Source organism: Rossellomorea sp. NS-SX7 (assembly GCF_052828565.1).
On sequence record NZ_CM128249.1, the window covers coordinates 1,662,187 to 1,689,072 of the forward strand.

The following is a 26,886-nucleotide window of genomic DNA, read 5'->3' on the forward strand; positions in this document are numbered from 1 at the left end:
AGTGTTTTTATAGCTGAATTCCGGCAAATTTTATTTTTATTGAGAATAACCCTTTACGCCATTCGTTGTACTTTATGAAAAAGCTTTTTCAATAACAAAAGGAGCGGAAAAGATGAAAAGTTCCTCGACAAACTTTATCACCCGGTTAAAGAAGCAGAAAGAAGATGCACTTGAGTTCATCATCGAAGCGTATATGCCGCTTGTGAAGACGATTGCGGCAAAGATCCTTCACAGCATGAAAGAGCCGGATATCGATGAATGCATCAATGATGTGTTTCTGACGGTTTGGCAGAATGCGCACCAGTTTCAAGGTGAACCGCAGGATTTCAAAAAATGGATCGGAATGATTGCGAAGTATAAAGCAATCGATCGCTATCGTCAGGCGAAAAAGCGGATCGAGCGTGAACAGTCGGATGTCATGTTGAGCGAGAAGGAGAGTACCATAAGGACGGAAGAGTCGATCTTGAAGCGGGAAGAGCGAAATGAATTATTGGCTGCGATCAGTCAGTTAAAGGATCACGACCGGGATATTTTTATGATGAAATATTATTTGGAGCTTTCAAATGGGGAAATTGCTGACAGCCTGGGATTGACGAAAGCTGCCATCGATAACCGGCTGTACCGCGGGAAGAAGATCTTGGCCACTAACTTGAAGGTGAAGGAGTTATTAATATGAGCATGAAGGAATGGATGGACCTCGATGTCGATCAGCTCCAGTTGCTGGACGTGACAGATGTGGAGAAAGAACGGGTCAAACAACACGTATTGAAAAAACGCAAAAAAGCACCGGTTTGGCGCAAGGTTGCAGCGGCTGCCGTCATGATTGTCGGGGCGACAACGGCAGCAAGTTTTACTATTCCTTCTGTTGCCTCGCAGATTCCGTTCATGGATGATGTCATCCGATATTTCAACGGCGAGGACAACAAGAACTTTGAAACGTTCTCCACTGATATCGGTCTTGCCGAGACGGACAATGGGGTAACAGTCATGATTGATAATGCGGTATACGACGGAACGAATATTACGGTGTCGTATGCGATTGAAACGGAAAAAGATTTCGGAGAGGCAATGCACATCACAGGGCCGAATTGGTTTGAAGTCGCCGGGTCGAAAGGAAGCAGCGGCACGAACGAAATCACGAAGATCAGTGAAACGCGCTATGTCGGCTTATTCACCTTTACGCCGCACTTTGAAGATGGTGAGTATCCGGAGGTGGACATCAGCTGGACACCTCACGCCTTTTCGAATATCGAAAATGATAAAGAGGTCGAGGGAGACTGGTCGTTCGCTTTTTCACTGGAGCGTGTGGAGGGTGATCAGAAGCTAGTGAATGAAACCGTTCAAGATAAAAATGTGACCTTTACGCTGAAATCGATTGAATTCACGGATGTGTCGACGGTCATTGGCTACGAGCAGGCAGTGAAGGCAGAGTTCCTTGAAAATTGGCCGAGTGTGACGCCGGTATTCCGTGTCACCGATGATCTCGGTCATGTGTACATGGACGGAACGGGCGGCGGAGGTGTATCGAAGGATGAAGGGAAGACGTTTGAAGGGACGACCGCGTTCGGAACGATCCAGGAAGGTGCCAGCCAGCTCATCATTCAGCCGATTGAGATTGCCAGCTTGATGTCTGGAAAGGGGCATGAGGAGATTAAGCTGGATCCGATTGTGATTGAGTTAAAGAATTAAAAGGGATAATGGGAAATGCACCTCAAGACAGTCCGGAAGGGGGGATTCAATGAATAAAAAATGGCTAGCTGTATTATGTTCATTGGTTGTGTTGGCAGCAGGGGCCGCTGCCATGCTAATCAATAAACCGAATGAAGATGATTTTGTTCAATGGTTTTCGGACAACTATGAAGTCGACTGTTTGGATGATCAATGTTACACGCTTCAGGTTGCTTCGACAGACAACGTCTATTGGAATGCTGAGGGATACTATGATTCATCGACTGGCTTCTTGAATATGGGCATGCAGATAAAGCGGCTTTACAGACACAAAGAAGACCCCAATCAGCTTTTTTCAATCGAAGCGGAAGGTTTTTGGGGGAATTTTAAAGAAATCGACTTTCAACCTAATGATGTAGAGGTGTCGAGACGGGAGTGAAATGGGAAGAGGCACCATTATTCTCTTGTCTAAAATTCCCAAGACACTTATAATAAAAGAGAATCTTAAACTTAAAGGAGGGAGTATCATGCATTCATTCACTGTAGTCATCAAAGCTGAGAAGAAATTTCTTATGTTTATGATGTCTATTTTTGGAATTTCAGCCGTCAACGGGACAGGTCTGTCCATTTTTAGCTGAATTCCATAGATGTGAACGATGTATGATTTCCTGAAAATAGTTAAGCCGCAGGGGATGATGCCCTGCGGCTTTTTGTGACTTTTTGTTTAAGAGAGGACGACATTCAATGATGAAGACAAAAAACAATATATATTTGCTCTATTTTTATTTATTCTTTGCACAGTTATTTTTTGACCGGGCCCTGTGGGTCATTTATCTCGGCGATAAGGGCATGACGTTCGGGGAGATCGGGATCTTGGAGGCCTTGCTGCATCTCGCCATCGTGTTATTCGAGGTGCCGACCGGCATGATCGCTGATTTGTACGGGAGGAAGGTCAGCCTCGTAATTGGGAATCTGTTCAGCCTCCTTTATGCGCTGTTGATGCTTGTGAGCGGAACGTTTACCGTGTTTACGCTCGCCTTTCTGTCGATGGGGCTGATGGTCACTTTCCATTCCGGGGCCGAGCAGGCTTTTGCTTATGATACATTGAAAAATGATAAACGCGAGAAAGACTACACGAAGGTCATCGGCAGCATGACGGCGATATCCTTATTATCACTGAGCCTGGCCAAATTCCTCGGAGGCTTCATGGCTGAAGTCAGTTGGGAATGGGTATACGGCTCGACGATCGTCACACACGTGCTTGCCGTCATCCCGCTGTTGTTCATGAAGGAACCGCCACGCGAGAAGACGGAAGACATCGGTGGGCGATGGTATAACAAGTGGGTCCATCAATTCAAACTGGGAGTCAGGGTCTGGAAAAACAACCCCGTCATCCATCGGCCTGTAGTCCTGTTCATACTGGCGAGTGCGGTCATGGTGATCATTGTGTTCTATGGACAGGAATACTTCATTCAACTAGGATACTCGTCAATCGTCGTCGGCGCGGTGTTCACGATCGAGGGTCTCCTTGGTGTTGTGATGGCGAAAATCGCCTACAAGGTGGAGGAACGGTTTAAGTTTTTCAATATCCTTTATTACGGATTGGGACTTTTCCTGTTGTTCTTCATCCTGTTCATCTTTGCCACAGACTGGGCGATCCTGCTGTCATTCCTATTTCTGGCGCAGCTTTTAAGCCTGTTCGAACCGATCTTCAGCTCATTCATTCAGCGGTTCCTGGACAGCAATATCCGGTCTACGTTCCTTTCGCTGATCGGGTTGATGGAGAGCTTTGTGATCATGATCAGCTTTCCGTTGTTTGGGTTGGCGATTGAAAGGAGCGGGTTTACGGATGGATTTGCCGGACTCTTGATCATCTTTATGGTGATGGCAGGAGGGTATTTGGTTGTTGGAAGGATCAGGTTGAAGAATAGAATGTAAGAATGATTTTTAAAATAGCTGCCTTTTACTCCAATGTAATAGGTACATTTAGAAGTACTCAAATTTAATGCTATATTACACACTTTTTAAAAAGACTCGCATTGACGAGTCTTTTTATATGAATAAAGGAATGGTAAAGCACCCGAGGAAGAGAATTAATTTAACTACAATACTTTTTTCCAACTCCTAATTATTGAAGTAATAGCTATAAACACTATCAAGGAGATAATTAGTATAATAATAGACGTAACTATATAACTATCTACCAGATAGTTAAGCCCGACCCATGGTGTCAAGAACAAAGCTGCAAAAGGAATAGCCCATGCAAAAAAAACCGGAGTATCTGTAAAATTAACGTAAGCAGTCAATACAGCTATTCCTAGAGTCAGTATCCAAAAAATTGTATAAAATCTAATGACAGCTTTGTTTTTCGTTTTAGAGACGATTACAAGACACAATATCCAATTAACCAAATATGCAAACGTAACGATTAAGTTCTTGAGAGTTGCTGGACTTCCACTTAAGAACACATAAAAATTTAGATTTATTCCAAAAACCATAATTATGATGGGTAAAACAAAACATAATATCAATTTATAATTCATCTTTTCCCCCTCCATATTTTTCCTCCTTTGCTTGTTTAGTGTAATTTTACACCAAAAGGGAAATATCATCAATTTAATTTTTAACATTCCGACCTTTCTTGTTCCGATATACTGGCCAATGCCAATTCATAAGTTAGTTTCAATGTTATATATTAGAAAAGCGCCCGGTAACTGAACTCTTTATTCTTCATTGGAAGGCAGCATTTTCTCTGTGGTAAATCAGATGTAGAATCCTGCTTCCTCTTCATGCCAATGTGCTAAAATAAGAATATATGCTCGAGTTTGAGGAGAGGGTTATATTGTTGAATACAGAAGAAGATATCATCGCGTTGATCCAACGCGATAACGAGATGATGGAGATCCTGAATGCTGCAAGCGAGTTGGATTTGCCTGACTGGTGGATCTGTGCAGGGTTCGTCCGGTCGAAAATATGGGATGCGCTGCACGGGTTCGAGGAACGGACGAAGACCCCGGATGTCGATGTGATTTATTTTGACGATACAAGTATGGATGAGGCTGTTGAAAAGGAACTGGAGAATGAGTTGAGACGCATGCTTCCAGGCATACCTTGGTCTGTCAAAAACGAAGCAAGGATGCACGTCGTCAATTACATTCCACCCTATACTTCATCAGAGGATGCCATTTCGAAATTCCCTGAAACGGCGACGGCCCTTGGCGTGAAGCTCGACAAGAGAAATCGGTTGGTACTCACCGCTCCCTGCGGAATAGAGGATGTCCTGAATCTCCAGCTGAAACCGACAGCCTATTTCACTGAAACAAAGGAAAGGGCTGCGATTTACGAGGAGAGAGTCAGGAAGAAAAATTGGAAGGGGATCTGGGATAGGATCACGGTCCATCATATCGTCGATCATGAAGGTTAATATAAAAAAGCTCACCGGCCACTCTTGCCGGGAGCTGTCCCCTCAACCATTACTTCAACTTAAGCTCGATTTCATATTCCTTCATTTCCGATTCAAAATCATCCTCCGGCCCCTGATGTCCGCTGAATTCAAGCTTGATCCACTCGATATCTCCAGCATGGCCTCTTTCAAGATACCAAATGATATTGCCTTCCTTGATCACGCCTTTGTCGATCTCACCGCCGATGTTGTCGGACACCCACATATCTGGCATATCGATCTGTTCACCAGTGCTGGTGACTAGCACGGCCTGGTCCGGGTAGAAGGTGAATTTGCCGTCGGTTGTATTTTCCATTCTGAATTTAACGCCGACTGCCGATGCGTTGGCATTCTCATCTTCCATCGTAGGAGCTTTATCCGAGACGACGGCTTTTTGGATCTCCATCTTCAAGCCATTGTAATCATCCGACCACTTAGCGTCATTGTAGTACGTCCATATGTCTTCATCTTTTGCTTCTTCTTCCGGCGGTTTTTCTTCCTTGTCTGCATCACTGCCCGTTTTTGCCTCCGCTTTTTCCGTGTCGTTCTGATCGAGTTCCTCCACTGCCGAGTCGCTGCCGCATGCTGCGAGCATAAGGACCATGACACCTGCAACCAATACATACACTATTTTCTTCATGAAAAAATCCTCCCCTTACATAGTCAGTTGGAAATGAACCATTTCCTTATAATTACAGTTTACTGGGTGACCACGTTGGATTTTTGATAAGGTTGGAGTTCTATTTTTAAAAGTGAAAAAGTTCTCTATGATGCAGTGCCGATCAAGCGGGAAATCGGGGATTATGAACTGGTGGACGTTTCTGAGAAAAGGTCATGCTGACGTGTGGAGGACTTTTTTATGAAACATGGGATTTGCATAATCGGAATGATTATGATTTAATACATTTATATTAAATAAATCGTAATGATTACGATTTGAAAGTTAGGAGGAAATGCAATTGGCAAAAAAATCGAAAGTGGCTAAGGAAAAGAAGCGTCAGGAGACGGTTTTGAAATATGCAGAATTAAGGAGAGAATTGAAGGAGAAAGGGGATTACGATGCGCTCCAGAAGCTCCCACGGGATTCTTCTCCTACACGTTTGAAAAACCGATGTGAGGTGACCGGGCGCCCGCGTGGATATCTCAGGAAGTTCAAGATGTCCCGTATCGCATTCCGTGAACTCGCGCATAAAGGACAGATTCCAGGTGTGAAGAAATCAAGCTGGTAAGATAGAAAGGAGCATGACAGATGAAGAATGGCATTCATCCAGACTACCATGATGTAGTATTTATGGATATGAACAGCGGTTTTACTTTCTTGACGGGTTCTACGATGAGTTCAAATGAAACAATCGAGTGGGAAGACGGCAATGTCTATCCGCTCTTGAAAGTGGAAATCAGTTCCGACACCCATCCGTTCTATACGGGAAGACAGAAATTCTCCGACCGGGGCGGGCGCGCGGAACGCTTCATGAAGAAATACAATATGAAAAAATAACCGGAAGGGGCTGCATACATGTGCAGCCCGTTTCTGGCGTAAGAAAGGTGTTAGGCATGAACGGATATATGATGGAGATACTGGCGAGAGACATCGTAAAGTCACTTTCCCCGCGACAGAGAGACATGTATCAGTATGTAGTGCAGCGAGAAGACGAACTCGCGCGGCAGGCATCAACATCGGATGAATTCATGAGTCTCCTCATTCAGCACGCTCCCCACCGGCAGGCGGCCAATCACTTTCAACTCACGTTCGGAAAGTTCATAGTGGAGATGAGGGAGATTGAAAGAGAGATCGATCGTCAGTTGACCTCTAAACTGGAAAAGGTGAAGTGGGTGGATTGTACAGAAGTGATTGAGAGTGACGGGGCAGATTCGACGAATGTGAAGTATTACTATTTTTCGGTTGGGACGGGATCTGTCAGCCGGTAAGGCAGAGATCAGTCAATGTGAGCGGAGCGGAAGTTGTACGTTATTGGCGTTTTGATAATATAGTTGGATTTTTAATAAAAAGAGTCCTGTTTTTGATAATATATACGGATTTTTGATAATATCATGCCCGTTTTTGATAATAAGTAGGCTTAAAGTCAGGATTGGGGCTGCTGCCTGCCAGTGTTCCGGATCTATTCCCGGGTGATGGAAAATAAATCATTAAAAAATTAATATTAAAAGAGCATTTTTATCAAAAACAGCCATATTCAATGGATAAATAAAGGGGGATACAAACATGCCCGAACTTTGGGAATCAAGCTTTATCGCAAATCAAACGATGTGGGGATTCGAGCCTGCAGACTCTGCCATCCGCACGAAGGACCTTTTCGTTGAAAAGAACGTGAAGGAGATCTTGATCCCGGGGATTGGCTATGGCCGGAATGCAAAGGTGTTCACTGATAACGGGATCGATGTGACAGGGATCGAGATTTCGGGGACGGCGATTGACCTGGCAAGGGAGAGCGGACTTGAGATTCCTATTTTCCATGGTTCCGTATCTGATATGCCGTTTGACGATAAGCGGTATGGCGGGATATTCAGCTATGCGCTCATACACTTATTGAGTGAGCATGAGAGAGGGAAGTTCATCAAGGACTGCTATGAGCAGCTGAAACCTGGCGGATTCATGGTGTTCACCACGATTTCAAAAGATGCCCCGATGTACGGGAAGGGGAAACAGCTTGGGGATAACTATTTCGAAATCATGGAAGGCGTGAGAATGTTCTTTTATGATGACGAATCGATCAAGCAGGAATTCGGGAACTATGGACTGGTGGACGTTTCGGAGATTGTGGAGCCGCATAAGAATGCGGAGGGGAAGCCGCCGTTTCCGTTTCATATGGTGATATGTCAGAAAGAAGGGTAAGGTAATTCGATTGGGGGTGCTTCTCGGTAAACGAACGTGTTAGCGCGTACCGGGGCAGCCTCTTTATATGGAAGAGGCTGGGGCATAGTATTTCACAAAATCAATACGAACCATATTAGTTGAGGAAACCCGAACTCGTTTGCCTGAGTTCGGGTTTTCCTTTGATGAAGACATTTTCTCTTTACTGCAGGATTCCGAATGGAGTGCAGCATCAAGAGGTTCCTCATTGCCCTGGCCCAAGATGGAGAGAGTTTTCATCTTGGGCCAGGGCCGGTGTAAATGTAAGAATGGAAGTAATGAATACTAAGCTGCTGACAATGATAGATGAAATCATCGATTTGTTCTTATCTGGAATGATAAATGTTCCGGAATACGTTAAAAACCCTGTCATCGAGAAGGTAAGAGGTTCCGTTTAGGAGAAAAAATGACAAATAGCAGGCTAATTCGCATATGAATTAGGCCGGCTTTTTTTTGTTGTTGCATTTAATTTTTGATGAATGAGCACTCCAATGGGGTACTAAATGACTTGTTAATTCTAAGCCTGTGCTTGCGGAGAACTTTATTCTTAGAGCACTTTTAGAAAGATTTATGTGATAAAATTGTAAATAATGGATATTCAGTTGACGAGTAGAATGGTTCATTAATAAAAAGGAATGTGTGCAATAAGATTAGTCTAATAAAAAAGTAATGCGAAAAATTGAGATGAAGCACATTAGTATTTTTACAGGACATAAAAATATATGGAGGTATAGAGGTATAGTTATGTGGATCATATTAGGGGTTATTGCTATAGTAGCAACTTTTATAAATATTTATATGTATAAAGCAGGAAAGGATTACAAGCTTGCTATGGCGATGGGATTATCATTTACAGCAATAGCACTTTGTGCAGAATACAGTCTTGTATCGGTGTGGGTAGAAGTGGAAGATTGGGCAGCTTTAATGGATGTAGTACCTGGTATGGAAAGGGTATTATGGTTTTTGACCATTGTTTCTATCTTACTAAATATAGCACCTATACTTTTAGAACGAAAAGGTAAGAAATAATGACTTATTGTCACACCACTGCACTAAGACTTATAACAAAATGAAGTTCTTGATAGATTCCGTCAAGGCAATAGTATGAAAGAGTGCTTAATGAAGGAGTTGGATAAAATGAATGAAAGTAAAGGTACAGAAATAGAACGCTTTTCAAAAGCAGAAAACATTCTGACTCAGATTAATAGTAAGACGAAGCTAGGCGACTTACGAAAAATCGCGAAGGACATTAAAAAAGATCACGAACTAGCTATGGAACTTTGGTCAACCGGAGATTTTCTGCCGCGACTATTGGCAATCTTAATTATGGACAAAAAACTTCTTTCACAAGATGTGCTAAATAAGCTTGATAAGGATATGCAGACTCACACATTTGATGAGCGAAATAACTTAATGGATTGGTTAATGGCTAATCAGCTCACCAAAGACAAGAAGAACATTGCATTGATGGAGTCTTGGGAAAACAGTCCTTCTGCTCTTCAAAGGCGAGCTTTCTGGTATTATCAAGCGCGATTGAGATGGACTGGACAAACACCGCCTGATAACACCGCAGACTTACTATCTTCAATTGAAGCTAATATTACACAGGAAGAACCGGAAGTTCAATGGGCTATGAATTTCACCGCAGGCTGGATAGGCGTTTATGATGAAAAGAATCGTGCACGTTGTATTAAACTTGGTGAGAAAACGGGTCTATATAAAGATGATATGGTATCAAAAGGATGTACTCCCAATTATTTGCCGGAGTTCATTACGATTGAAGTTAACAAACGAATTAATAAGTAGTTACCACTGAAAAATTCATGAAGGTTTGATGTGAAAATAAAGGAGTTCAGAGCCTCAATATGAAAATAGTAATAGGCTTGGACATTCCAGCTGAACAGTACAAATATACTGTTCAGCTGGAAATAAAAAAGGACGATTTCCACATAAATGGTGATCGTCCTTCTTCAACTAATGGGGGCGTTTGCTGAACAAGCAGCCGCCCTGCCTTGGTTTCATCAAAGCGTCTTCAGCTAACGGGCAGTTTAACGTAATAACTCAATAGTTAGTATTGGAAGGAGCATTTACATAGAATGAAAAATTGTCTATCTCTAGCTATGATATGTCTTCTGGGGATATTAACTGGCTGTAATTTATTCAAAAATGAACAATTGCCGATAGAGTTGATTGCATTTAATAGTTTAACGAGGGAAGAGGAAGATAAAATTCCTGTCTCACCTAAGGATTCTGTTGTTGCTAAAGTGACTGTAAGTGAACAACTTGGTAAACAGTTAGGTGATAAATTCACTGGTAAAACAATATATACAGTGACTTTTAACAGTACTGAAGACGCCTCGAACGGTAGACTGGTTGTTTATATTAATAAAGATAAAGAAACCGTTATTGGCAAGGGTTATGAGAAGAAAGAGTAAATAGTTGCTTCTTCAATTAAAGGAGGCTTTAATGGAATAACCCATAATATAGGGGCGCTGCAATTCGTTTGCAGCGCCCCTTTTCTAGCCGAACGCCTTTGATTGTTTCGAACCCGGGGTTCTTTGACATTATTAATAGAGAAGAGGTCCCTCTCTTTACCTCTTATGAGGGACCATTACGTAAAGCAGCTCAGCTGGTGACGGCGATTGGAGAATGGTTGTGTATGATGAGCCTGATCCAACAGGATATTCGAAACCGCCTTGTCTTATCCACATTTTACAAAGTATTCTGTTGATGCTTGGGCTTTTGATTAATATTGGATAGGTGAATGAGTAGGGACGGCTGCATAACGCCGTCCCTTGAATGATTTACCGGCAGTTTTCGTCACCCAATTCTTCCAAGCCTCACTGCAACAGGATCTACATCCTCAAACCCCTCATCCGAGAAAAAGACTGTATCCAATCGTACATTCTGCTTCCTGCAAAAGACGAGACTCCATTCATCATTCCCGACCTCCACACATGAATCATCTTCATGAAGGACATCCAGATTCAGCAGGCGGGCAACAGACTCAGGATGCTCATTGAAGGGTGCATCAATCTTCATTTTATGAATCCTTGTATGCTGTTCTTCACCTACCACATCGCTCCTTCGCTGAAGCTCGATCCGAAACTTCCATGGAGTCGAAATAAAGGTTCTTCGTTCCCCTTCGTTGATGTGCCAGTTCAGTTCGCCGGCCCGAGCAAGAATGCCTTTGTATTCCTCGTCATCCACCAGCACACCGATATGATCGAACATGTCGCGTTTCCCCTGTCCGAATGTCACATTTGTCTGGCCTTTGACCATCTCAATGATCCTGAACGCAATCTCTTTTCCTTTAAAATCATCCCAGTTCAACGGAGGGTTGAAGGATTGCATCTCTCCATTCACCTTGCCGACCCTCAGCACGGTTTCGAAGCCCTGCTGCTGATAGAATTGCTCCATTTCCTTCACTTTGTCTGTCCACCAGTGATAATGAAAAAGTTTCATGGATATTCTCCTTTTACATTTGTATTTTGGACGCCCCATAAAGAATTGCCACTTTATATATAGCATACGGGTGATTGTGTGATTTGTCTTCATAGGAAAGTTTGAACCGTTGTAAGACTTTTGACATAATGAGGAAGGTGTTGGAGCTTTGTGAAGCTTGAAAGGTTTAATGGGAATCAAATAAATAGGAGAGGGGGATTATTTTGTACTTGATGCTATCGATTTTTTTAGCGAGTATACTAGGTTTTATATTATTTATATCGGGACCCTGGGTCGGCGGCATCCTTGCTTTTGGCATCATTGCAGGTTGTTTGTTCAGGGGGCTTTATTTGTTGAATGACATACATAGAAGAGTGGCGAAAGAAATGCCGAAGCCGGATGGACTTCCCCCACAACCGATTTTTTCCCTACAAACTAAAAAAGGATAGAGCGCATCCCCCTATCCCTGACTTTCCTTTTCCTTCTGCTTCAAATAGTTATCGTATACCTCTTTTGCCTTAGGGGAAGTATGGCATGTGGACTGTCCTGTCCAAGGTTTCAATACCAGCTACATGATTGTACACATTAAAATATGGGGATAATTCTATTACATTAGTTTTAGAAAAACTAATAATAACTACTAGTAGGGAGTGATTGCTGTGTCTATTTATGATGATACAAATAAGGAATATAAATACAGAGATGTTCCTCTTTATCCTGCAATTTGCAAAGAGCTTATTCTGGAATTATTTAATAAGAAAGGAGATGTCACGATAAAAGTTATAATAAAAGAGGTTACTAATCTACATATATCAAGAGGTGGGAAAAATGCTCAAGCCAATGATATACGCAGGATGTTTAGCTTAGCCTTAAGAAAATTAAAAAAAGACGGTTGTGCAGAAAACCCAGCAAGAACACATTGGAGAATTTGTGATGATAAGATGAAAGAGTCGTCTATAGATAAAAATAATGAAATTACAGAAGTTGAGCCCCTTGAAGACATTAAAGAAAAATATAATCTTACCTATTATGGTGAAGGGGATAAAGAAGTTTATTTATATTTTCTTCCCAATTATAAGGCTTATGCAGAAAGTAATGGAGAGAAATTTTGGAGATGTAAAATCGGTGAATCAGAGGACTCATTAAGAAGGGTGTTAGATCAGGTTTCGACGGCCTTACCTGAAAATCCTATCATCACAATAATACGGTTTAATAAAAGCAAGTTACTAGAAAATTTAATTCACAAGACTCTCGAAATAAAAGACCGGAAAATTATGGATATAAGAGGAGAGGAATGGTTTTTTACAAATCCAGAAGAATTTTTAAGTATATATTATCAATGCATTGAGAGAAGTTAGGAAGCGCGGAGAGGGATCTCGTGCTTCTATTTATTTTGGAGTTAGCATTAGATTCGTCTCGATTTTTCCCAAACCATATCTGAATAAAATCGAGAGCTGGAAAGCGACGCGGATTGCTGAGTGATAAAAACGAATGCCTCATTTTGGAACCAAATCCCATCTCAACCGTACATAATGTAAAGACTAAAAAGCGGGAGGCATGATTATGAAACAATTATATATAAAGCAAAAGGTATTCAGTCTAAGCGGGAAATTTACAGTCAAGGATCACGAGGAGAAGGATCGATATTATGTAGCGGGAAGCTTCATGAAGGTTCCGAAGACTTTCTCCATTATGGATACAAACAGGGATGAAGTGGCCCTCATTACGAAAAAGGTGCTCAGCTTTTTACCGAAGTTCTTCGTAGAGGTGAATGGCCAGGAAGTATTGACGATCAAGAAGGAGTTCTCCTTTTTAAAATCACGCTATACGATTGATGCGGCAGGAATTGAGGTACGGGGTAATTGGTGGGACATGAACTTTCAGGTATTACAGCATGGCAAGGTTGTAGGGGAAGTGGATAAGAAGTGGTTCAGTTGGGGCGACAGCTACAGGGTGCAAGTGCTGGATGAAGAGATGGAGACCATTGTTATTGCGCTGGTTATTGCGATTGATTGTGTGAAGGCGGATGAGTCGGCGGCTTCGTCAGGAGGGGCGGGGTAAAGTAGAAGTGTGAAAGGGAAGACGGACAGTTTATGAAGTGGGGGACTGATCTGGAGAAAGCGTCGGATTCCCAAATTTGCAAGCGTAAGTGTGCATTAATCAACTATAAAGGGAGAGCGGCAAGAGAGGTCGGGGTTCGTAATTTATAAGCAAGAGAAACCCCTGTCTTTCCGTGGTACCCTTCAAACAAAAGGAGCGGTAGATGTGAAACGACCGGTTATGAAACAAGTGTTACTTTATATAATAGGAATGTTGATCGGGCTTACGATAGGCATTGCATTTTTTATTCCGATTGTAGAGGATACGACCATAGGTCTTGTCATTGGATTTTGTCTGGGTATTATGACAGGATTGTCGCTGCAGCCGATTGCTAATAAGAAGTGGGTTTGAATTTAAGTGAATTCCTTGACAAAAATATCGGAAGATTTGGGGCCATTCCCCCGGCGCGCTAACGTGTTAGTGTGCCAGGGGAATGGCCCTGATTTAAAGAAAAAATCAGAAATATTTTCCGTAATAGATATAGGTAAGACAAGAAACAACGAGAGTATAGATGAGTGATATCCAAAAGGCAGGGGAACGCAAAACTTGATTTTTTGTATTGTTCACAAACGCTCTGTACCCCGGCCCATGACAATAAATAATTCCTGCAGTTATTAATACACCTATTACCATCGTCCATTCCATAAATGGACGACCTGTTTTCAAAAAAGCCCAATAAGGCAATCCCAACAATATGAGCAGAGTGAATATGACTGAACTCAGTCGCAACGAAAGGTTACTTACCATCTGTCCACCTCCTTTTTCCAGAATATTCTAATAGTATAAACGAACCAGTAAATTTATGGAATATATATCTGGGAAATTTGACAAAAAAGAATTTTGTGGCCATTCCTCCAGCAAACTTAAGCGTTAGTGTGCCGGAGGAATGGCCATGTTTTAATTAGTCTTTCAACTCAGCTTGCTGATTTGGACTATTATTTTGATTCAAGATTTTCGATATGTAGATAAACCCATAGATGGTTAACCCCGAGAGAGTCCAATTTAACACCTGCCTCAGGATCAACCCTTTATCAAAGGCTTCAACGCCGTATGTGACAATGAGCCACACTTTGATCGAGGCCAGCAGGATGTCCCTGAAAGCAAATCCAAAAGTGATGAGTTTGAAAAGGTTCAGGATTCTCTTTTGATAAAAGGTGTCTTTCATTGTCATTCGGTCATACCCCTGCATTTCAACAAAGTCCAAAGCAAAGAATAGAGCGATGGGTCTATTGATAAGAATGGTAAGCACGAAAAGTGAACTCATAAAATAAGAATAATAGACCTTGTTCCAAAGTAGATTCAGAGCAGAACCGGATAGGACGTCGATTAAGGTACCGGCAAGTAAGGTACCGATCATGAAGAGGCCTAAGAGATTCACCTTCTTCAACAGAATGAACCGGATCACACTATAGATGATTCCCGGTACCGAGGACAGAAGCATCGCATAGTAATCTCCGATATAATCCCTGCCCAGATTCCATATGACGATGGGGAAAATCAGATAAAAAATAAAGTCGCCGAGGACAATTTTCTTCTGCATGTAGGGTACTCCTTTATTTTTTTATCAAACTGTCAGACTGAATTTATTTTTTTGTGAACCGCACCCCTTTGGAAAAAGGAACGAGTCAACCTTACTATTTCCTCAGGCTGTTCGAGTATCGTCCAATGCCCGCTTTCTTTTATTTCGACAACTTCAACATGTGGAAGCTGTTTCTTGAATTCATCCTTCATATGCTGTGCTGTCAGAATGTCATGTGAGCCTTGGGCGATCATGATGGGAATGCTACTCAGCGTCTTTACATGAGGCAGCAGGCTGTATGAGTCCTCTATATTCTTGGCGATTTTGCTTTGGACCACGTCATTAAATGGTATGTGTTTTTTCTTTATTAAAGTGTGTTGCGTGTACACGTAGTACGGGTCAAGGAGGTTGAGAATCTGTTTGGTGCGATTGATGCCCAGAGTATGGAGTATGCCATTAGTTAGAAACGTTAATTTCTTGAAGGTACCGAGCCTTTTCATTAGTTCAGTCTTGAATGAGGTGTATGCTCCGTTTGTTAGACCGATGGCAGCCGTTAACATCAGCTTGTTTACATGGGATGGGTATGTAACTGCGTAAGATAGTGCCAGTATACTGCCCCAGGATTCACCGAAAAGATGAATCTTCTCTAAACCCAAGGTTTGTCTCAAAGCTTCTAGATTATCTACTTCATCCTGAATGGAATACCCATCTCCTTCAACCATATGGGACATCCCGCATCCAGCCTGGTCATACAAAATTACGGTGTAGTCTTCTGCCAGCCTCTCGGCAAAGGGAAGGAAAAACTCATGACTGCCTCCGGGACCGCCGTGCAGGAACACAATTGGTTCGCCGCTTCCGAAGCGTTTGACATAGATTGATTTACCGTTGAGCGTCAGGTGTTTTTCCATCATATCCATCCTTTACAGAGTGATAATAGTCGATTCATATAAAGCGTTTATTTGTTGTTATGCTTATGCGCCATGATGAAATCTAGCATCCAGAACAGCAAAGGCATGATCATGACATATGGTTTTTTGTCAGGTGGCAATACATAGGCAAGAATCATTCCGATCAGCGCAAATGGAATCACTAGTTTCCAGTATGTAGTTTTCTTCACTATCACAGCCTCCTTAAAGATGTGCAGGCTTCTCACACCGTGATAACCGTTACTTATTCTATGCCCCCCGCGTAATCCTCCTTCACCCAATAGGTCAGCGACCCGTCCTGGTTGATCTTGTATCGCAGATTCGCTTTCTGGAGTCCTTTGATCAAGAGGGGATGGAGCTGACTCAACTTCAGATTGCTTTCCTCTATGTAGGTCGACAGGATTTCAGGATGATAGGTATTCGATTGAGAAGAAGAGGCGAGATAATCGACCGCCGCTTGTTTGATCACATAAAGCTCCATCGTTTTGGTGTGGAGGTCTTTAAAATCGCGTGGGGGCTGCAGTTCCATGAGCTTCAAATAGTTTTGTTTCACCATGATATCCGTTTCATTGATATCCATCTTGAGCGAACTCAAGTCTCCATTAGCCTCATTGATCTTTGTCATCAGCTGCTTGAAGCTTTGGTCACTAGAGCTGAAATATTGTTCACGCTCCTGGAGGTAGCTTCGGATCTTCTGGTCATGGTGGATGGTCAGTTCATTGTAGATCTTCATCGGCAGACCGCTGGCAAATAAGGCGAGCAGGATGAAGCCGATTACTCCCCAGGACCATTTGGGCGGTGTTTTCTTTTGGCGGACGGGACGGTAGATGTCATCGTACCTCGTATCCCGATGCTGATTCAGCTGTTTCATCTGTTTCCTGAAATTTTTTTGTGCTGGTGTTGCCATGATAATTATCCTCGATTCATTCTTTTTCTAGTAAAATACTCCTTTTATGTTACCATAATATTACATAATAAAAATCTTTATTTTGAATTGAGGAATCTATCATGAACCATTTCAATCTCATGCAGTTCTTTGAAGGATACGTAAGAAATTATAGAAGGCTTAATTTGTCTATTAATCATAATCGTTCGATGTTTACAAAAAGGGAAATCGACTATTTTGCCAATTTGGGAGAAATGCTTGGTTTCGAGGTTTTCATTGAGGATAGGAAAATGGATAAGGTTAAGGGGCGGTCCCGTCCAATGGATCTGGCTTGGTGGAAATGGGATAAACGGATCAGTGAAGAAGAGTACGTGTCTTTAGATTTGCACCTGGAGAGGGAGAGTGTATGGGGGAAGGATGTTGAGACGATAGAGAAGTTGTTTTCTGAAACGGAAGAAGGCTTTGTCCCCACTAATGTGATTGGTGTTCAATACATAGAATCAGAGGGTAGAATAGATTTTTTAAACAATCTGGTTTTAGAGAAAAATCGGCAGCAGCAGTCAAGTGCATTAATGGTCTATCGGTATTGGGAAGAAGAAAAAGAAATGGAAAAAGTGAGTGCCTTCTGGTTTAATCCGAGTGGAAAGCAAGAGGAGCGTCATGCGTTTTGTAAGGAAGATGAGTTGGGGTATTGGTTTATGGGTTATGAAGAGGAAGTTAATTTACCGGTGATCCCCAGTCTGCTAAAGTATTAACACTGAGGGGATTAGACCTTGAACTCCGAAAAAGTTCTGATCTATCTTGCAAGAATGGACACAACAGTATTGCTGAATCCTGCATGACTCTATCAAAATGAAATCAATCTTGGCCACGAAAAAAGCTTGGGCAGTTCCAAGCTTCTTGTTATGGCTACATAACAATATTCTACTCTCCAACCATCCCGTCTCCATCATTATCCCGCATATGAGGGTATAACCAGTGATCGCTTGTGATCGGCATGCTGAAGCCAGCTGCTTTTGCTTCTTTAATTGTCACCAGTCCACTACCGTCCGTATCGATGCTTGAGAGATCGCCGTCTGTGTTTGAATTCGTTGAGTTTGTGTCGGAGCTCTTTGAAGCGGAAGGCTTACTTTCTGTCAGGCCGAGTGATTCGTTCACTTTATCAGGGTTCACATTGTCGAATGTATCAACGATTACGTTCCCTCTTAACGTATAGGTATACTTATAACTTGAAGGGATCTGCGTTTCCGTATTTGGATAGGTGATAATGGCTTCAAAGTTAGTGGCTCCACCTGCGTCCCGGATACTTTTTTCCATATACGCTTGATCACCGTGTCGGTTAAGCGTGCTGTCTTGAGGGGTGATATTATAAGCATTCGATACACCGCCGAGAGAGTCGGCGATGATATGACCTTCATCTAATACAGCACTTTCGACGCCGGGAACCTTTGCCTCATCAGAATAGTATCTGCCAGACGATGTTACCGGCTCCGTGCGGTCATCTTGTAATACGATTTCGTCTGCAATGACGCGCACTAGCTGACCGTATTCATTCGTGAATGCCCAATACTCACGGTCCCCAAAGCCAATGTCAACGACGACGCTCGGTTGACGATACCCAGACAAATCACCACCATCGACTTCTAGGAGATCGAATCCTGGAAACTCTTCATCATTTGGTTCGGGTGAGGTTTCCTCTGTGACTGCTTCCTCTCCTTCAGGCTCATCCACAACCTCTGGAGCAGCTACTTCTTTTTCATCTTTACTATCAATAGTCTCCGTGGCTTCTACTTTCGAATCTGCTTCATTATCTGGTGGGGCTGCACATTCTGCGTTGGCACAACCAACGATATACATACTCGTTAATAGCAAGAGAAATCCGTTTATTTTCTTTTTCATTTTAGGACACCCCTATAATATGTTTCTGAATAACCGACATCATTTTACCGCAAATTCTTATTATTCCTTTGAAGTTTCACTAATCTGAATAAAATCACATTTTAAATAATATGCTGTACTAATAAGAAACCCATACCGTGTGATACGGCAAGGATTATTTTTGCAAAAAAAACTGACACCCTTTTTCAGGTGCCGGCAATACAATACATATGCGAATGTCTTCTCATTTATACGTTGGATATAGCTCGTGATCTGGAATCTGGAATTCCCGGATCTCTATATACGAAAATTCGGGCCTGCCCCCCGGTCGTCTAACGTATAAACGTGGAGGGGGTCAAACCCTAAACTTTGCGAAATATGAAGGGGGAAACAACACAGTGTATTAGTAGCATTAAATAAAAAAGCAGTAGCTTATTCCCATCCCTAGCTGCTGCTTGCTTTCTTCGCCAACCTAATTACTTCCTTTACATCAGAACCCCTAAATATAGATGTCCTATTATCATTCTTCGTAATATACACCTCTCCATAGGCGTTCTTGTCATTAAACCCAACAATAATAAAATTGTAAACTTGCTTATCTTTCAATAAAACAAATTCCTGCTTTTTAATCTAAATCACCTCTATCGTTTAAATCAGTCTAGTGAAGTTATTTATGTAGAAGAATCACTGTCTTTATGTCCCCTCACATTCTCCCAAACTTCTTCATTTAAGCGATCCACGCTGATCGCCAGAGCCATTGCAATTTTTGATAGGGTATAGGATTCAGGGATTCGTTTACCACGTTCAATCTTACTTATCGTGGTTCTAGCAAGGTCTGCTTTTTCTTCGAGTTCTGCCTGAGTATAGCCTATTTCGTCTCTTCTTAACCTTAAAAAGATGGCTATGTATTTTCCGTATAATTGCCGTTCTGTCAATGGTTTATCCAATGCTTTGACCCCTTTTACAACCATTATCAAGTTGTGAAAAATGGTGCTAAACGGACATAACGTCAATATATTACAATAAATGGATATTATTTGAGTTTTTTTTACTCCGTCTGCAGCTTTTTGGAAGCTTGGAATATTGAGCATAAAATCTGCACTCCTCTTGCTAAATCCCAAATTTAACTAAATAATAGGAATATACTGTTAGACGAAAGGCTGACTAAAATGATCGTATATGAAGCTACTAAACAAGAGTTCTTGGAAGACGTTTTTCATGATGAATTAGTCAATAATATCTGCAGCAATTACACGTCGAAGATCGGTAAGATCAATGAGCGGGAGGTTCGCTCGTGGGATAATTCGATGCAGTACATGTATCGTGTCCTTAGTGATCAAGAGATTCCTGATGACGCCGGGGTGGCGATTGAGTTTAAGATCCCGCACACGTCGCGTCGGGTAGATTTCCTAATCTCAGGGAAGGATGGCGAGAAGAATTCCATCGTGATTGTGGAACTAAAGCAGTGGGAGTCGGTTGAGGTGATCAGGGGGAAAGAGGCGATTGTAAAAACGGCGATGAATCGGGGGCTGGTGGAGACGACTCATCCGTCCTACCAAGCTTGGTCGTATGCATCTCTCATCAAGGATTACAACGAGAATGCACAGAATGAAGAGATGGAGCTGTATCCTTGTGCATATTTACATAATTACTTAAATCAAGGAAAACACGATCCCCTGACTGACCCGGTCTATGAGTATTATATGGAGCAGGCTCCAGTTTTCGTAAAGGGGCAAGCAAAAAATCTGAGGGACTTCATTAAGCGTTATATTCAGTTCGGGGACAATAAGGAGAATCTTTATAAAATTGAGCATGGTCGCATCAGGCCATCTAAGTCGCTTCAGGATTCATTGAATCAGATGCTGAAGGGTAACGAGGAGTTTGTGATGATTGATGATCAGAAGGTGGTGTATGAAGAAGCCATTCATTTGGCAAAAGAAGCTCTTCGTAAGAATATGAAGCAGGTACTGATCGTGCAGGGTGGTCCGGGTACAGGGAAATCGGTTCTCGCTATCAATCTATTGGTCCACTTAACTAATCTTAGCATGGTTTGTCAGTACGTCACTAAGAACGCGGCACCTCGAAACATCTACTCTACCAAACTGAAAAAAGATTTCAAAAAAGGACATATCGATAACTTGTTTAAGGGTTCCGGTAGCTATATTGATGCTCCTAAAGATGGGTTTGATTGTTTAATCGTTGATGAAGCCCACCGACTGAACCTAAAGTCAGGGATGTTTCAGCATCTCGGTGAAAATCAAACTAAGGAAATTATCGAAGCCTCGAAGTTTTCCATCTTCTTCATTGACGAAAGACAGCGGGTCACGTTAAAGGATCATGGCAGCATGAAAGAAATTGAACGATTTGCGAAAGAAAACAATGCACCGCTTACTATCATGAACCTCGAATCCCAATTCCGCTGCAGTGGCTCTGATGGTTACTTAGCGTGGTTGGACGAAGTCCTACAGATTAGGAAAACGGCAAACGCCAATTACATAGGAGGCCAGTACGATTTCCGAGTGTTTGATGATCCGAATGAACTGAGAAATGAAATCGAGAGAAAAAACACCAACAACAAATCCCGAATTGTTGCAGGATACTGCTGGAACTGGGATAAAGAAGGGAAGAGAAGCACAGCCTATCATGATATTAAACTTGAAGAATTCGGCTTAAGTATGAGTTGGAACTTGGATAACTCAGCGACCTGGGCGATCGATTCCGATTCAATTAAAGAAGCCGGCTGCATCCATACATGCCAAGGTCTTGAGTTTGAATACGTTGGTGTGATCGTCGGGGATGACATGAAATATGAAAATGGCCAGGTCATTACAGATCATACAAAAAGAGCAAAGACAGATTCATCTTTGAAAGGGATTAAGAAAATGCTGAAGGAAGATCCTGAAAGAGCAGAGAAGGTGGCGGATGAGATAATAAGGAATACGTATCGGACGCTTATGACTCGGGGGCAAAAGGGTTGTTATATGTATTGTACGGATCCTGAGCTTGGACATTATTTTAGGGGACGGTTTGAGGAGAGTAGTTGGGATTATGGCGGAAATGAGTTCTTTGTGGCTAGAAGTATGGTAGCTGAGGTTAAAACGGATTATTAATAAGGTTTGATACTATCTAAAATTATAAAGGAGGAATTTTATTGCCTACATATAACAAACTAGTGCGGGATAGAATACCAGAAATCATTAAAGCAACCGGAAAGACGTTTACAACAAGAATTCTTTCAGAAGAGGATTACCTTACGGAATTAAAGAAAAAGAGCTTTGAAGAGTTAGAGGAATACCACAATGCAGTGACAAGGGAAGATGCTATAGAAGAATTAGCTGATCTGATGGAGATTGTTCATGCGCTTGCTAAGTCTCGTGATACGACTCTAGACGAAATAGAAGTCATACGGCGTGAAAAGGCTGAAAAAAGAGGCTCGTTTGATAAAAAGGTTTTTTTGAAGGAAGTAGAGGATTAACTTAAAAAGGATGGGTCCAAATGAGTCATAAGCTAAAGGTAGGAGAGTTAAGAGAGTCATACTTAACGGATGAAGAGATCTGGAGAGGCTTTACAATCGTCCTTTCAAGCAAATCTGTGAAATCCTCTACCTATAAGTACGCCCTAATCAAAGCACTGATAGAAAATTTATACCAAATTAATAAGGACCTCCAAGTAACGTACGATCAGTTGGCATACACATTTACAAAAGTGTATTGGAATTTGATTGTCCATCATAACTTAACGAATCAAAACAGAGGGAAAACAGCAAGAGTGGTAACAATTATCAAGGAAGAACAGAGCAGGAATTCTATCCCTCAAGAAATGATTTTTGATAAGATACCTGAATCTATACAGTTAAAGTTAGTTAGCGAAATAAAAACCACAATGAAAGAAAATGTATTTGGGGCATTATATGGCGACACAAGAGGTGAATTTTATGCCTTCGATCATAAAACTGAACGATTAAAATTCAATCCAGCAGTCCATAGCTTCATGTTGAATTATCAAAGACTTATCACAAATCTTACAAATTATCATATGGCAGCAATGATTGAGCAATTGAATGACATTCCTAGTATAAATTATCTTCTAGGAAAGGTAGAGAGCATTGCCAAGAGATCATCCCTTAGACCATTTGAGAACATACTTTTATCACATTTTACAGCACGTTGTTTTTATTGTAATAAGGCGTTGACTGGACAAAAAAGAGAAACACATGTTGATCACTTTATTCCATGGTCATTTGTACAATCGGATCATATTTGGAATCTTGTTCTGGCTTGTAAAAAGTGTAATAGTTCAAAAAGTGATAAGTTGCCGGAAAGAGGGTTTCTGGAAGAGATAATAGAGCGTAATGAGGAGTTATTGCTTCCTGTTAATAATGAGTTACATAAGCAGATGCACAATTATAACCCAAATAAAATGATTATGCTTTATGATTATTCTGTTAAGAGTGGATTTGATGTAATTTGGACTCCTTAATTTATATTTGGTAAGTGATTTTCAATAAAATAATTTAATATATTGCAGTTATTAGTTATTTGACAATATTGTAGCTACTTAATTTCTTATGTTACTCTAGTCTTATAAAGTCTCCACAAGGAGGAAGATATGAAAAAAAACATACACGTTGTTGGGGCAGTGATATTTAAAGATAGTAAAGTTCTCTGTGCCCAAAGAGGCACCGAAAAGTCTTTACCTCTTCTTTGGGAGTTCCCTGGAGGAAAGATTGAAAAAGGTGAAAAGCCAGAACAGGCTTTAAAACGAGAAATTCAAGAGGAAATGCACTGTACGATTGATATAGGTGAGAAGATTGAGCATACAGTACATGAGTATGACTTTGGTATTGTTCATTTAACTACATACCATTGCAAGCTGATCAAAGGAGAACCAGTCTTAACTGAGCACGAAGCCATTAAGTGGTTATCACCCGATGAGTTACATACTCTTGAATGGGCACCGGCAGATATCCCTGCCATTGAAAAAATCGCAAAAGTTTATGTATAACCGGAAAAGCTATCCATTATTTGGGTAGCTTTTCTTTGTGGATATGGTTTACAGTATTGGAAAATAGGATTACAATTTTACTATAATAACTGGAAATGACTGGCCATATCGAGTGTGAAATACAATGTGGAATGTAACTTTACTACAGATGTTTTATTAATGGTGAAAGCTCATTTCTCCACATAAAAAGTGATTCCTATTTTATAGGGAAATCTGAATTTTAGTTAGTCAGGAGATCAATATGGAATTTGAAAATAAACTAATTACCAATTCAAATAATCGGAACCTTTTAAATGAACTTGTTCAATCAATCAAAGAATGTAAAAGGTTTTATTTTAGTGTAGCATTTATTAATTTTAGCGGGCTACAGCTGCTACTAGAATCGTTAAAAATAGCTGAAGAAAAGGGTACAAAAGGTCAGATTCTTACGTCTACATATTTAAATTTCACTGAACCTAAAGCTATGGAAAAGATTAAACAGTTTGAGAACATTGATCTTAAAGTTTTTGTTACGGATAAAGAGATCGGCTTCCATACAAAAGTCTATGTGTTTGAATATGAAGAAAGTTATAAGGTTATTATTGGATCTTCTAATATTACTCAGAGTGCACTTAAGAGTAATATTGAGTGGAATGTAGAAATCGTTACTAAAGAAGATGGAGCCTTTATGAGAGGTCTTCTAAAAGAATATCAGCAATTATGGAAAAATAGTCAAAATGCAGACGAAGAGTTTATTTATCAGTACGAAGAGTTCCTAAACAAAATTAAACTAAACTCAAAATCTCAACAATTGATATTTGAGAAGGCGGAATATATTGTACCAAACAGAATGCAACGAAGAGCAATGGAAAATCTAGAAAGATTAAGAACCTATGGAGAAAACAAAGCATTAGTTATATCAGCTACCGGTACCGGTAAAACATATATGTCGGCTTTTGATGTAAAGGCATTTCAACCGAAAAAGTTATTGTTTCTTGTACATAGAGAAGAAATATTAAAAAAAGCAAAAGATACTTTTGAAACACTTATTGTGAATAAGGAGATAACCTTTGGTCTTTTTACAGGTAATCATAAACAAACGAGTGCAGATTATTTATTCTCCACAATCCAAACCATGACTAGATGTTATGAGGATTTTAAGCAAGATGAGTTTGATTATATTATTTATGATGAAGCACATCACGCTACAAGCCCCTCTTATCAAAAAGTGATGGATTACTTTACACCTGAGTTCACCCTCGGTATGACAGCCACACCAGAGAGAAGCGATGACGGGAACGTGTTTGACTTATTTAATAACAATGTGGCTTTAGAAGTACGTTTACATGAAGCATTAGATGATGAATTAATCATTCCGTTTCATTATTTTGGCATTACGGACGTTGAAGGTGTAGACCTGAGTGATGTTTCAGTCGATGATATTGCTGAAGTAACTAAAAGACTTAAGGTTAATAAACGGGTTGACTTCATTATCGAGCAGATGAATTTCTACGGCCATGATGGAAATAAGAGAAAATGTCTCGGTTTTTGTGCCAGCATAGAACACGCTGAATACATGGCAAACGAGTTCAATAAAAGAGGATATAAGAGTGTTAGTTTACATGGTGGGGATTCTATTGAAAAGAGAGAAAGTTACGTTAAGCGATTAGAAGACGATGAAGATGATTTAGAATTTATTTTTACTGTAGATATCTTTAATGAAGGGGTAGATATTCCTTCAATAAATTCTGTACTCATGTTGCGGCCAACAAACTCGCCAATAATATTTATTCAACAATTAGGTCGTGGACTTCGTAAACACGCAAATAAATCTTTTTTAACAGTTCTCGATTTTATAGGGAATCACAGTAAAGTATTTTTAATTGCCATTGCTCTAAATGGTAGCCGTTATTATGACAAAGAAAGCTTAAAGCTAGCGATAGCCACAGGGTTTGCCAATATTCCAGGAGCCACTCATATCCAAATGGATGAGATAGCTCAAGAGCGTATATTAGAACAGATTGATAGGGAAAACTTTAATTCCATGAAATATTTAAAGGAAGAGTACTTCGAATTTAAAAAGTTAAATCAAGGTAAGATTCCTTTATACCTTATGGATTATTTGAAGTATGATGGAGCACCAGATCCCACTAAATTCATTGATAAAGAAAAGTCATATCTTCAATTTGTAGCTAAAGTAGAAAAAGACGACAGGATTAAGAAGTTACTTTTGGATGATACGTTTGAAAGAATTCTAAAAGAGCTATCAAGCAAGTTACCTCTTAAGAGAATCTATGAATTTATTATCTTGCGTTACTTAATGAATCATGAAGAAATTACTCTACACAAGGCAAAACATGAAATTTTGAAAATTGTCGAAGGAGTAGAAGAAGATAGCATTTTTCATGCCTTTGAGTATTTAAATCAAGATTACTATGATAGTGTTCAAAAAAGAACTAAGGAAAAGTTAGTGGATCATCGTGACAGTCGATTAGTTAAAACGAACGCATTTAAGACTACTTTAGAAAACAAGGAGTATTATCTTTTCATTGAAGATATTTTGAATTACGGTATTTTCCGCTATGAAAAAGAATACAAAAATAAGAATTATGGTGTTCCACATTTTAAACTTTATGAACAATACCAAATGGTGGACGCAGCACTTCTATCAAATTATCGAAAAGCTCATAGTTCTTTTAGGGGTTCAGGACTACTTGCTAATGGAAATGATTATTTTCTATTTATTGATCTCCATAAAGAGGAAGATATTAAGGAAAGTATAAATTATAAGGATAAGTTTATCGATACACAGTATTTTCAATGGCAAACGCCAAATAGTACTGGTCAATCTTCAGAACGCGGAAAGAACATTATTTTTAATAAACAAAGGAATATAAACCTTCACCTTTTTATTAGAAAGTATAAACAAATTGACGGAAAGATTGAGCCTTATATTTATATTGGAAAAGGTAATTCTGTGGAGTATGAAGGGGAAAAGCCTATAACAGTTAAAATGGAATTGGAGCATGAAATTCCTTCGAATTTGTATACGGAGTTTACAAAGAAAGTATAGTCTTCTCGTTTGAGAAGGCTATTTTTTGAAAAAGCAATTTCGTATTGATTGCATGCTCGTTATCAGAAAAAATAAAAGTGTCTGTGTATGGTTGT

31 protein-coding genes are annotated in these 26,886 nt (G+C 40.5%); 23 read left to right on the forward strand and 8 right to left on the reverse strand.

The window, feature by feature from the left end; translation table 11 throughout:
- Positions 1-112 precede the first annotated feature (112 nt).
- The 6 genes from ACUXV2_RS08090 to ACUXV2_RS08115 all read left to right on the forward strand — a co-directional run bounded on the left by ACUXV2_RS08090 (position 113) and on the right by ACUXV2_RS08115 (position 5,092).
- Entirely contained in the window at positions 113-676 is a 564-nt protein-coding gene (locus tag ACUXV2_RS08090; RefSeq protein WP_446246500.1) for a sigma-70 family RNA polymerase sigma factor, read from the forward strand.
- Complete coding sequence (locus ACUXV2_RS08095; protein WP_446246501.1) at positions 673-1,689, forward strand: DUF4179 domain-containing protein; 1,017 nt, start codon at positions 673-675, stop codon at positions 1,687-1,689. Before ACUXV2_RS08090 ends, ACUXV2_RS08095 begins: the two co-directional genes overlap by 4 nt.
- A gap of 49 nt (positions 1,690-1,738) precedes the next feature.
- Entirely contained in the window at positions 1,739-2,107 is a 369-nt protein-coding gene (locus ACUXV2_RS08100; RefSeq protein ID WP_446246502.1) for a hypothetical protein, read from the forward strand.
- Positions 2,108-2,195: 88 nt separating this feature from the next.
- Positions 2,196-2,306, forward strand: coding sequence for an RAxF-45 family protein (locus ACUXV2_RS08105; protein WP_446246503.1), 111 nt, complete (start codon positions 2,196-2,198; stop codon positions 2,304-2,306).
- Positions 2,307-2,412: 106 nt separating this feature from the next.
- Complete coding sequence (locus ACUXV2_RS08110) at positions 2,413-3,606, forward strand: MFS transporter (protein WP_446246504.1); 1,194 nt, start codon at positions 2,413-2,415, stop codon at positions 3,604-3,606.
- Between the two features lie 901 nt (positions 3,607-4,507).
- Positions 4,508-5,092: a nucleotidyltransferase family protein gene (locus ACUXV2_RS08115; RefSeq protein WP_446247024.1), complete on the forward strand. Its 585-nt coding sequence runs from the start codon at positions 4,508-4,510 to the stop codon at positions 5,090-5,092.
- 49 nt (positions 5,093-5,141) lie between these two features.
- Here ACUXV2_RS08115 and ACUXV2_RS08120 read toward each other — a convergent pair whose 3' ends face one another.
- Positions 5,142-5,750 (reverse strand): hypothetical protein, encoded by a 609-nt coding sequence (locus ACUXV2_RS08120; protein ID WP_446246505.1) that lies wholly within the window; start codon positions 5,748-5,750, stop codon positions 5,142-5,144.
- Positions 5,751-6,069: 319 nt separating this feature from the next.
- Here ACUXV2_RS08120 and rpsN point away from each other — a divergent pair, with 319 nt between their 5' ends.
- The 8 genes from rpsN (at position 6,070) to ACUXV2_RS08160 (ending at position 10,417) form a co-directional block, all read left to right on the forward strand.
- Positions 6,070-6,339, forward strand: coding sequence for a 30S ribosomal protein S14 (gene rpsN / locus ACUXV2_RS08125; RefSeq protein ID WP_446246506.1), 270 nt, complete (start codon positions 6,070-6,072; stop codon positions 6,337-6,339).
- A 20-nt stretch (positions 6,340-6,359) separates the two neighbouring features.
- On the forward strand, positions 6,360-6,608 hold the full coding sequence (locus ACUXV2_RS08130; RefSeq protein WP_446246507.1) for a type B 50S ribosomal protein L31: 249 nt from the start codon (positions 6,360-6,362) through the stop codon (positions 6,606-6,608).
- A 56-nt stretch (positions 6,609-6,664) separates the two neighbouring features.
- Positions 6,665-7,039, forward strand: coding sequence for a hypothetical protein (locus ACUXV2_RS08135; RefSeq protein WP_446246508.1), 375 nt, complete (start codon positions 6,665-6,667; stop codon positions 7,037-7,039).
- Positions 7,040-7,334: 295 nt separating this feature from the next.
- Positions 7,335-7,964 carry a class I SAM-dependent methyltransferase gene (locus ACUXV2_RS08140; RefSeq protein ID WP_446246509.1) on the forward strand — a complete coding sequence of 210 codons (630 nt, stop codon included), beginning with the start codon at positions 7,335-7,337 and terminating at the stop codon, positions 7,962-7,964.
- A 164-nt stretch (positions 7,965-8,128) separates the two neighbouring features.
- Positions 8,129-8,380 (forward strand): hypothetical protein, encoded by a 252-nt coding sequence (locus ACUXV2_RS08145; RefSeq protein ID WP_446246510.1) that lies wholly within the window; start codon positions 8,129-8,131, stop codon positions 8,378-8,380.
- 346 nt (positions 8,381-8,726) lie between these two features.
- A complete protein-coding gene (locus ACUXV2_RS08150) occupies positions 8,727-9,011 on the forward strand; it encodes a hypothetical protein (RefSeq protein ID WP_446246511.1) in 285 nt (94 codons plus the stop codon).
- A 108-nt stretch (positions 9,012-9,119) separates the two neighbouring features.
- The gene (locus ACUXV2_RS08155) at positions 9,120-9,788 is read left to right on the forward strand and encodes a DNA alkylation repair protein (protein ID WP_446246512.1); all 669 of its coding nucleotides are present in this window, start codon (positions 9,120-9,122) and stop codon (positions 9,786-9,788) included.
- 290 nt (positions 9,789-10,078) lie between these two features.
- Positions 10,079-10,417 carry a hypothetical protein gene (locus ACUXV2_RS08160; RefSeq protein WP_446246513.1) on the forward strand — a complete coding sequence of 113 codons (339 nt, stop codon included), beginning with the start codon at positions 10,079-10,081 and terminating at the stop codon, positions 10,415-10,417.
- Between the two features lie 385 nt (positions 10,418-10,802).
- Here the strand turns inward: ACUXV2_RS08160 and ACUXV2_RS08165 are convergent, their stop codons facing one another.
- Entirely contained in the window at positions 10,803-11,447 is a 645-nt protein-coding gene (locus ACUXV2_RS08165; protein ID WP_446246514.1) for a hypothetical protein, read from the reverse strand.
- A 638-nt stretch (positions 11,448-12,085) separates the two neighbouring features.
- Between ACUXV2_RS08165 and ACUXV2_RS08170 the strand changes: the two genes are divergently transcribed.
- From ACUXV2_RS08170 to ACUXV2_RS08180, 3 genes are all read left to right on the forward strand, one after another.
- Positions 12,086-12,784 (forward strand): GIY-YIG nuclease family protein, encoded by a 699-nt coding sequence (locus ACUXV2_RS08170; RefSeq protein WP_446246515.1) that lies wholly within the window; start codon positions 12,086-12,088, stop codon positions 12,782-12,784.
- 205 nt (positions 12,785-12,989) lie between these two features.
- Positions 12,990-13,487 carry an LURP-one-related/scramblase family protein gene (locus ACUXV2_RS08175; RefSeq protein WP_446246516.1) on the forward strand — a complete coding sequence of 166 codons (498 nt, stop codon included), beginning with the start codon at positions 12,990-12,992 and terminating at the stop codon, positions 13,485-13,487.
- Between the two features lie 204 nt (positions 13,488-13,691).
- Positions 13,692-13,877, forward strand: a complete 186-nt coding sequence (locus tag ACUXV2_RS08180) for a hypothetical protein (protein WP_446246517.1) — start codon at positions 13,692-13,694, stop codon at positions 13,875-13,877.
- Positions 13,878-14,427: 550 nt separating this feature from the next.
- On the opposite strand, the gene ACUXV2_RS08185 is transcribed toward ACUXV2_RS08180, so the two are convergent.
- Genes ACUXV2_RS08185 through ACUXV2_RS08200 form a run of 4 tightly spaced genes read right to left on the reverse strand, consistent with a single transcriptional unit; the run spans position 14,428 to position 16,878 of the window.
- Positions 14,428-15,066 carry a VC0807 family protein gene (locus ACUXV2_RS08185; protein ID WP_446246518.1) on the reverse strand — a complete coding sequence of 213 codons (639 nt, stop codon included), beginning with the start codon at positions 15,064-15,066 and terminating at the stop codon, positions 14,428-14,430.
- A 32-nt stretch (positions 15,067-15,098) separates the two neighbouring features.
- Positions 15,099-15,953: an alpha/beta fold hydrolase gene (locus ACUXV2_RS08190; RefSeq protein ID WP_446246519.1), complete on the reverse strand. Its 855-nt coding sequence runs from the start codon at positions 15,951-15,953 to the stop codon at positions 15,099-15,101.
- A 47-nt stretch (positions 15,954-16,000) separates the two neighbouring features.
- Positions 16,001-16,162 carry a hypothetical protein gene (locus tag ACUXV2_RS08195; protein WP_446246520.1) on the reverse strand — a complete coding sequence of 54 codons (162 nt, stop codon included), beginning with the start codon at positions 16,160-16,162 and terminating at the stop codon, positions 16,001-16,003.
- A 53-nt stretch (positions 16,163-16,215) separates the two neighbouring features.
- A complete protein-coding gene (locus tag ACUXV2_RS08200; protein WP_446246521.1) occupies positions 16,216-16,878 on the reverse strand; it encodes a hypothetical protein in 663 nt (220 codons plus the stop codon).
- Positions 16,879-17,042: 164 nt separating this feature from the next.
- On the opposite strand from ACUXV2_RS08200, the gene ACUXV2_RS08205 reads away from it, so the two are divergent.
- Positions 17,043-17,612: a hypothetical protein gene (locus ACUXV2_RS08205; RefSeq protein ID WP_446246522.1), complete on the forward strand. Its 570-nt coding sequence runs from the start codon at positions 17,043-17,045 to the stop codon at positions 17,610-17,612.
- A 169-nt stretch (positions 17,613-17,781) separates the two neighbouring features.
- On the opposite strand, the gene ACUXV2_RS08210 is transcribed toward ACUXV2_RS08205, so the two are convergent.
- Both ACUXV2_RS08210 and ACUXV2_RS08215 read right to left on the reverse strand, forming a co-directional pair.
- A complete protein-coding gene (locus ACUXV2_RS08210) occupies positions 17,782-18,756 on the reverse strand; it encodes a DNA/RNA non-specific endonuclease (RefSeq protein WP_446246523.1) in 975 nt (324 codons plus the stop codon).
- A gap of 650 nt (positions 18,757-19,406) precedes the next feature.
- Positions 19,407-19,682, reverse strand: a complete 276-nt coding sequence (locus ACUXV2_RS08215) for a helix-turn-helix domain-containing protein (RefSeq protein WP_446246524.1) — start codon at positions 19,680-19,682, stop codon at positions 19,407-19,409.
- A gap of 222 nt (positions 19,683-19,904) precedes the next feature.
- On the opposite strand from ACUXV2_RS08215, the gene ACUXV2_RS08220 reads away from it, so the two are divergent.
- The 5 genes from ACUXV2_RS08220 (at position 19,905) to ACUXV2_RS08240 (ending at position 26,791) form a co-directional block, all read left to right on the forward strand.
- Complete coding sequence (locus ACUXV2_RS08220) at positions 19,905-21,845, forward strand: DNA/RNA helicase domain-containing protein (RefSeq protein WP_446246525.1); 1,941 nt, start codon at positions 19,905-19,907, stop codon at positions 21,843-21,845.
- Positions 21,846-21,886: 41 nt separating this feature from the next.
- On the forward strand, positions 21,887-22,210 hold the full coding sequence (locus ACUXV2_RS08225; protein ID WP_446246526.1) for a nucleoside triphosphate pyrophosphohydrolase: 324 nt from the start codon (positions 21,887-21,889) through the stop codon (positions 22,208-22,210).
- Positions 22,211-22,230: 20 nt separating this feature from the next.
- The gene (locus ACUXV2_RS08230; protein WP_446246527.1) at positions 22,231-23,214 is read left to right on the forward strand and encodes an HNH endonuclease; all 984 of its coding nucleotides are present in this window, start codon (positions 22,231-22,233) and stop codon (positions 23,212-23,214) included.
- 129 nt (positions 23,215-23,343) lie between these two features.
- Positions 23,344-23,739, forward strand: coding sequence for a (deoxy)nucleoside triphosphate pyrophosphohydrolase (locus ACUXV2_RS08235; RefSeq protein WP_446246528.1), 396 nt, complete (start codon positions 23,344-23,346; stop codon positions 23,737-23,739).
- Positions 23,740-23,980: 241 nt separating this feature from the next.
- Positions 23,981-26,791 carry a DEAD/DEAH box helicase gene (locus tag ACUXV2_RS08240; RefSeq protein ID WP_446246529.1) on the forward strand — a complete coding sequence of 937 codons (2,811 nt, stop codon included), beginning with the start codon at positions 23,981-23,983 and terminating at the stop codon, positions 26,789-26,791.
- Positions 26,792-26,886: the final 95 nt, after the last annotated feature.

Excerpts from the sequence above, each read along its gene's own strand:
- ACUXV2_RS08090 (WP_446246500.1), top strand. The coding sequence starts at position 113 with ATGAAAAGTTCCTCGACAAACTTTATCACCCGGTTAAAGAAGCAGAAA.
- ACUXV2_RS08095 (WP_446246501.1), top strand. The coding sequence starts at position 673 with ATGAGCATGAAGGAATGGATGGACCTCGATGTCGATCAGCTCCAGTTG.
- ACUXV2_RS08100 (WP_446246502.1), top strand. The coding sequence starts at position 1,739 with ATGAATAAAAAATGGCTAGCTGTATTATGTTCATTGGTTGTGTTGGCA.
- ACUXV2_RS08105 (WP_446246503.1), top strand. The coding sequence starts at position 2,196 with ATGCATTCATTCACTGTAGTCATCAAAGCTGAGAAGAAATTTCTTATG.
- ACUXV2_RS08110 (WP_446246504.1), top strand. The coding sequence starts at position 2,413 with ATGATGAAGACAAAAAACAATATATATTTGCTCTATTTTTATTTATTC.
- ACUXV2_RS08120 (WP_446246505.1), bottom strand. The coding sequence starts at position 5,750 with ATGAAGAAAATAGTGTATGTATTGGTTGCAGGTGTCATGGTCCTTATG.
- ACUXV2_RS08130 (WP_446246507.1), top strand. The coding sequence starts at position 6,360 with ATGAAGAATGGCATTCATCCAGACTACCATGATGTAGTATTTATGGAT.
- ACUXV2_RS08135 (WP_446246508.1), top strand. The coding sequence starts at position 6,665 with ATGAACGGATATATGATGGAGATACTGGCGAGAGACATCGTAAAGTCA.
- ACUXV2_RS08140 (WP_446246509.1), top strand. The coding sequence starts at position 7,335 with ATGCCCGAACTTTGGGAATCAAGCTTTATCGCAAATCAAACGATGTGG.
- ACUXV2_RS08145 (WP_446246510.1), top strand. The coding sequence starts at position 8,129 with ATGAAGACATTTTCTCTTTACTGCAGGATTCCGAATGGAGTGCAGCAT.
- ACUXV2_RS08150 (WP_446246511.1), top strand. The coding sequence starts at position 8,727 with ATGTGGATCATATTAGGGGTTATTGCTATAGTAGCAACTTTTATAAAT.
- ACUXV2_RS08155 (WP_446246512.1), top strand. The coding sequence starts at position 9,120 with ATGAATGAAAGTAAAGGTACAGAAATAGAACGCTTTTCAAAAGCAGAA.
- ACUXV2_RS08160 (WP_446246513.1), top strand. The coding sequence starts at position 10,079 with ATGAAAAATTGTCTATCTCTAGCTATGATATGTCTTCTGGGGATATTA.
- ACUXV2_RS08165 (WP_446246514.1), bottom strand. The coding sequence starts at position 11,447 with ATGAAACTTTTTCATTATCACTGGTGGACAGACAAAGTGAAGGAAATG.
- ACUXV2_RS08175 (WP_446246516.1), top strand. The coding sequence starts at position 12,990 with ATGAAACAATTATATATAAAGCAAAAGGTATTCAGTCTAAGCGGGAAA.
- ACUXV2_RS08185 (WP_446246518.1), bottom strand. The coding sequence starts at position 15,066 with ATGCAGAAGAAAATTGTCCTCGGCGACTTTATTTTTTATCTGATTTTC.
- ACUXV2_RS08190 (WP_446246519.1), bottom strand. The coding sequence starts at position 15,953 with ATGGAAAAACACCTGACGCTCAACGGTAAATCAATCTATGTCAAACGC.
- ACUXV2_RS08200 (WP_446246521.1), bottom strand. The coding sequence starts at position 16,878 with ATGGCAACACCAGCACAAAAAAATTTCAGGAAACAGATGAAACAGCTG.
- ACUXV2_RS08210 (WP_446246523.1), bottom strand. The coding sequence starts at position 18,756 with ATGAAAAAGAAAATAAACGGATTTCTCTTGCTATTAACGAGTATGTAT.
- ACUXV2_RS08220 (WP_446246525.1), top strand. The coding sequence starts at position 19,905 with ATGATCGTATATGAAGCTACTAAACAAGAGTTCTTGGAAGACGTTTTT.
- ACUXV2_RS08230 (WP_446246527.1), top strand. The coding sequence starts at position 22,231 with ATGAGTCATAAGCTAAAGGTAGGAGAGTTAAGAGAGTCATACTTAACG.
- ACUXV2_RS08235 (WP_446246528.1), top strand. The coding sequence starts at position 23,344 with ATGAAAAAAAACATACACGTTGTTGGGGCAGTGATATTTAAAGATAGT.
- ACUXV2_RS08240 (WP_446246529.1), top strand. The coding sequence starts at position 23,981 with ATGGAATTTGAAAATAAACTAATTACCAATTCAAATAATCGGAACCTT.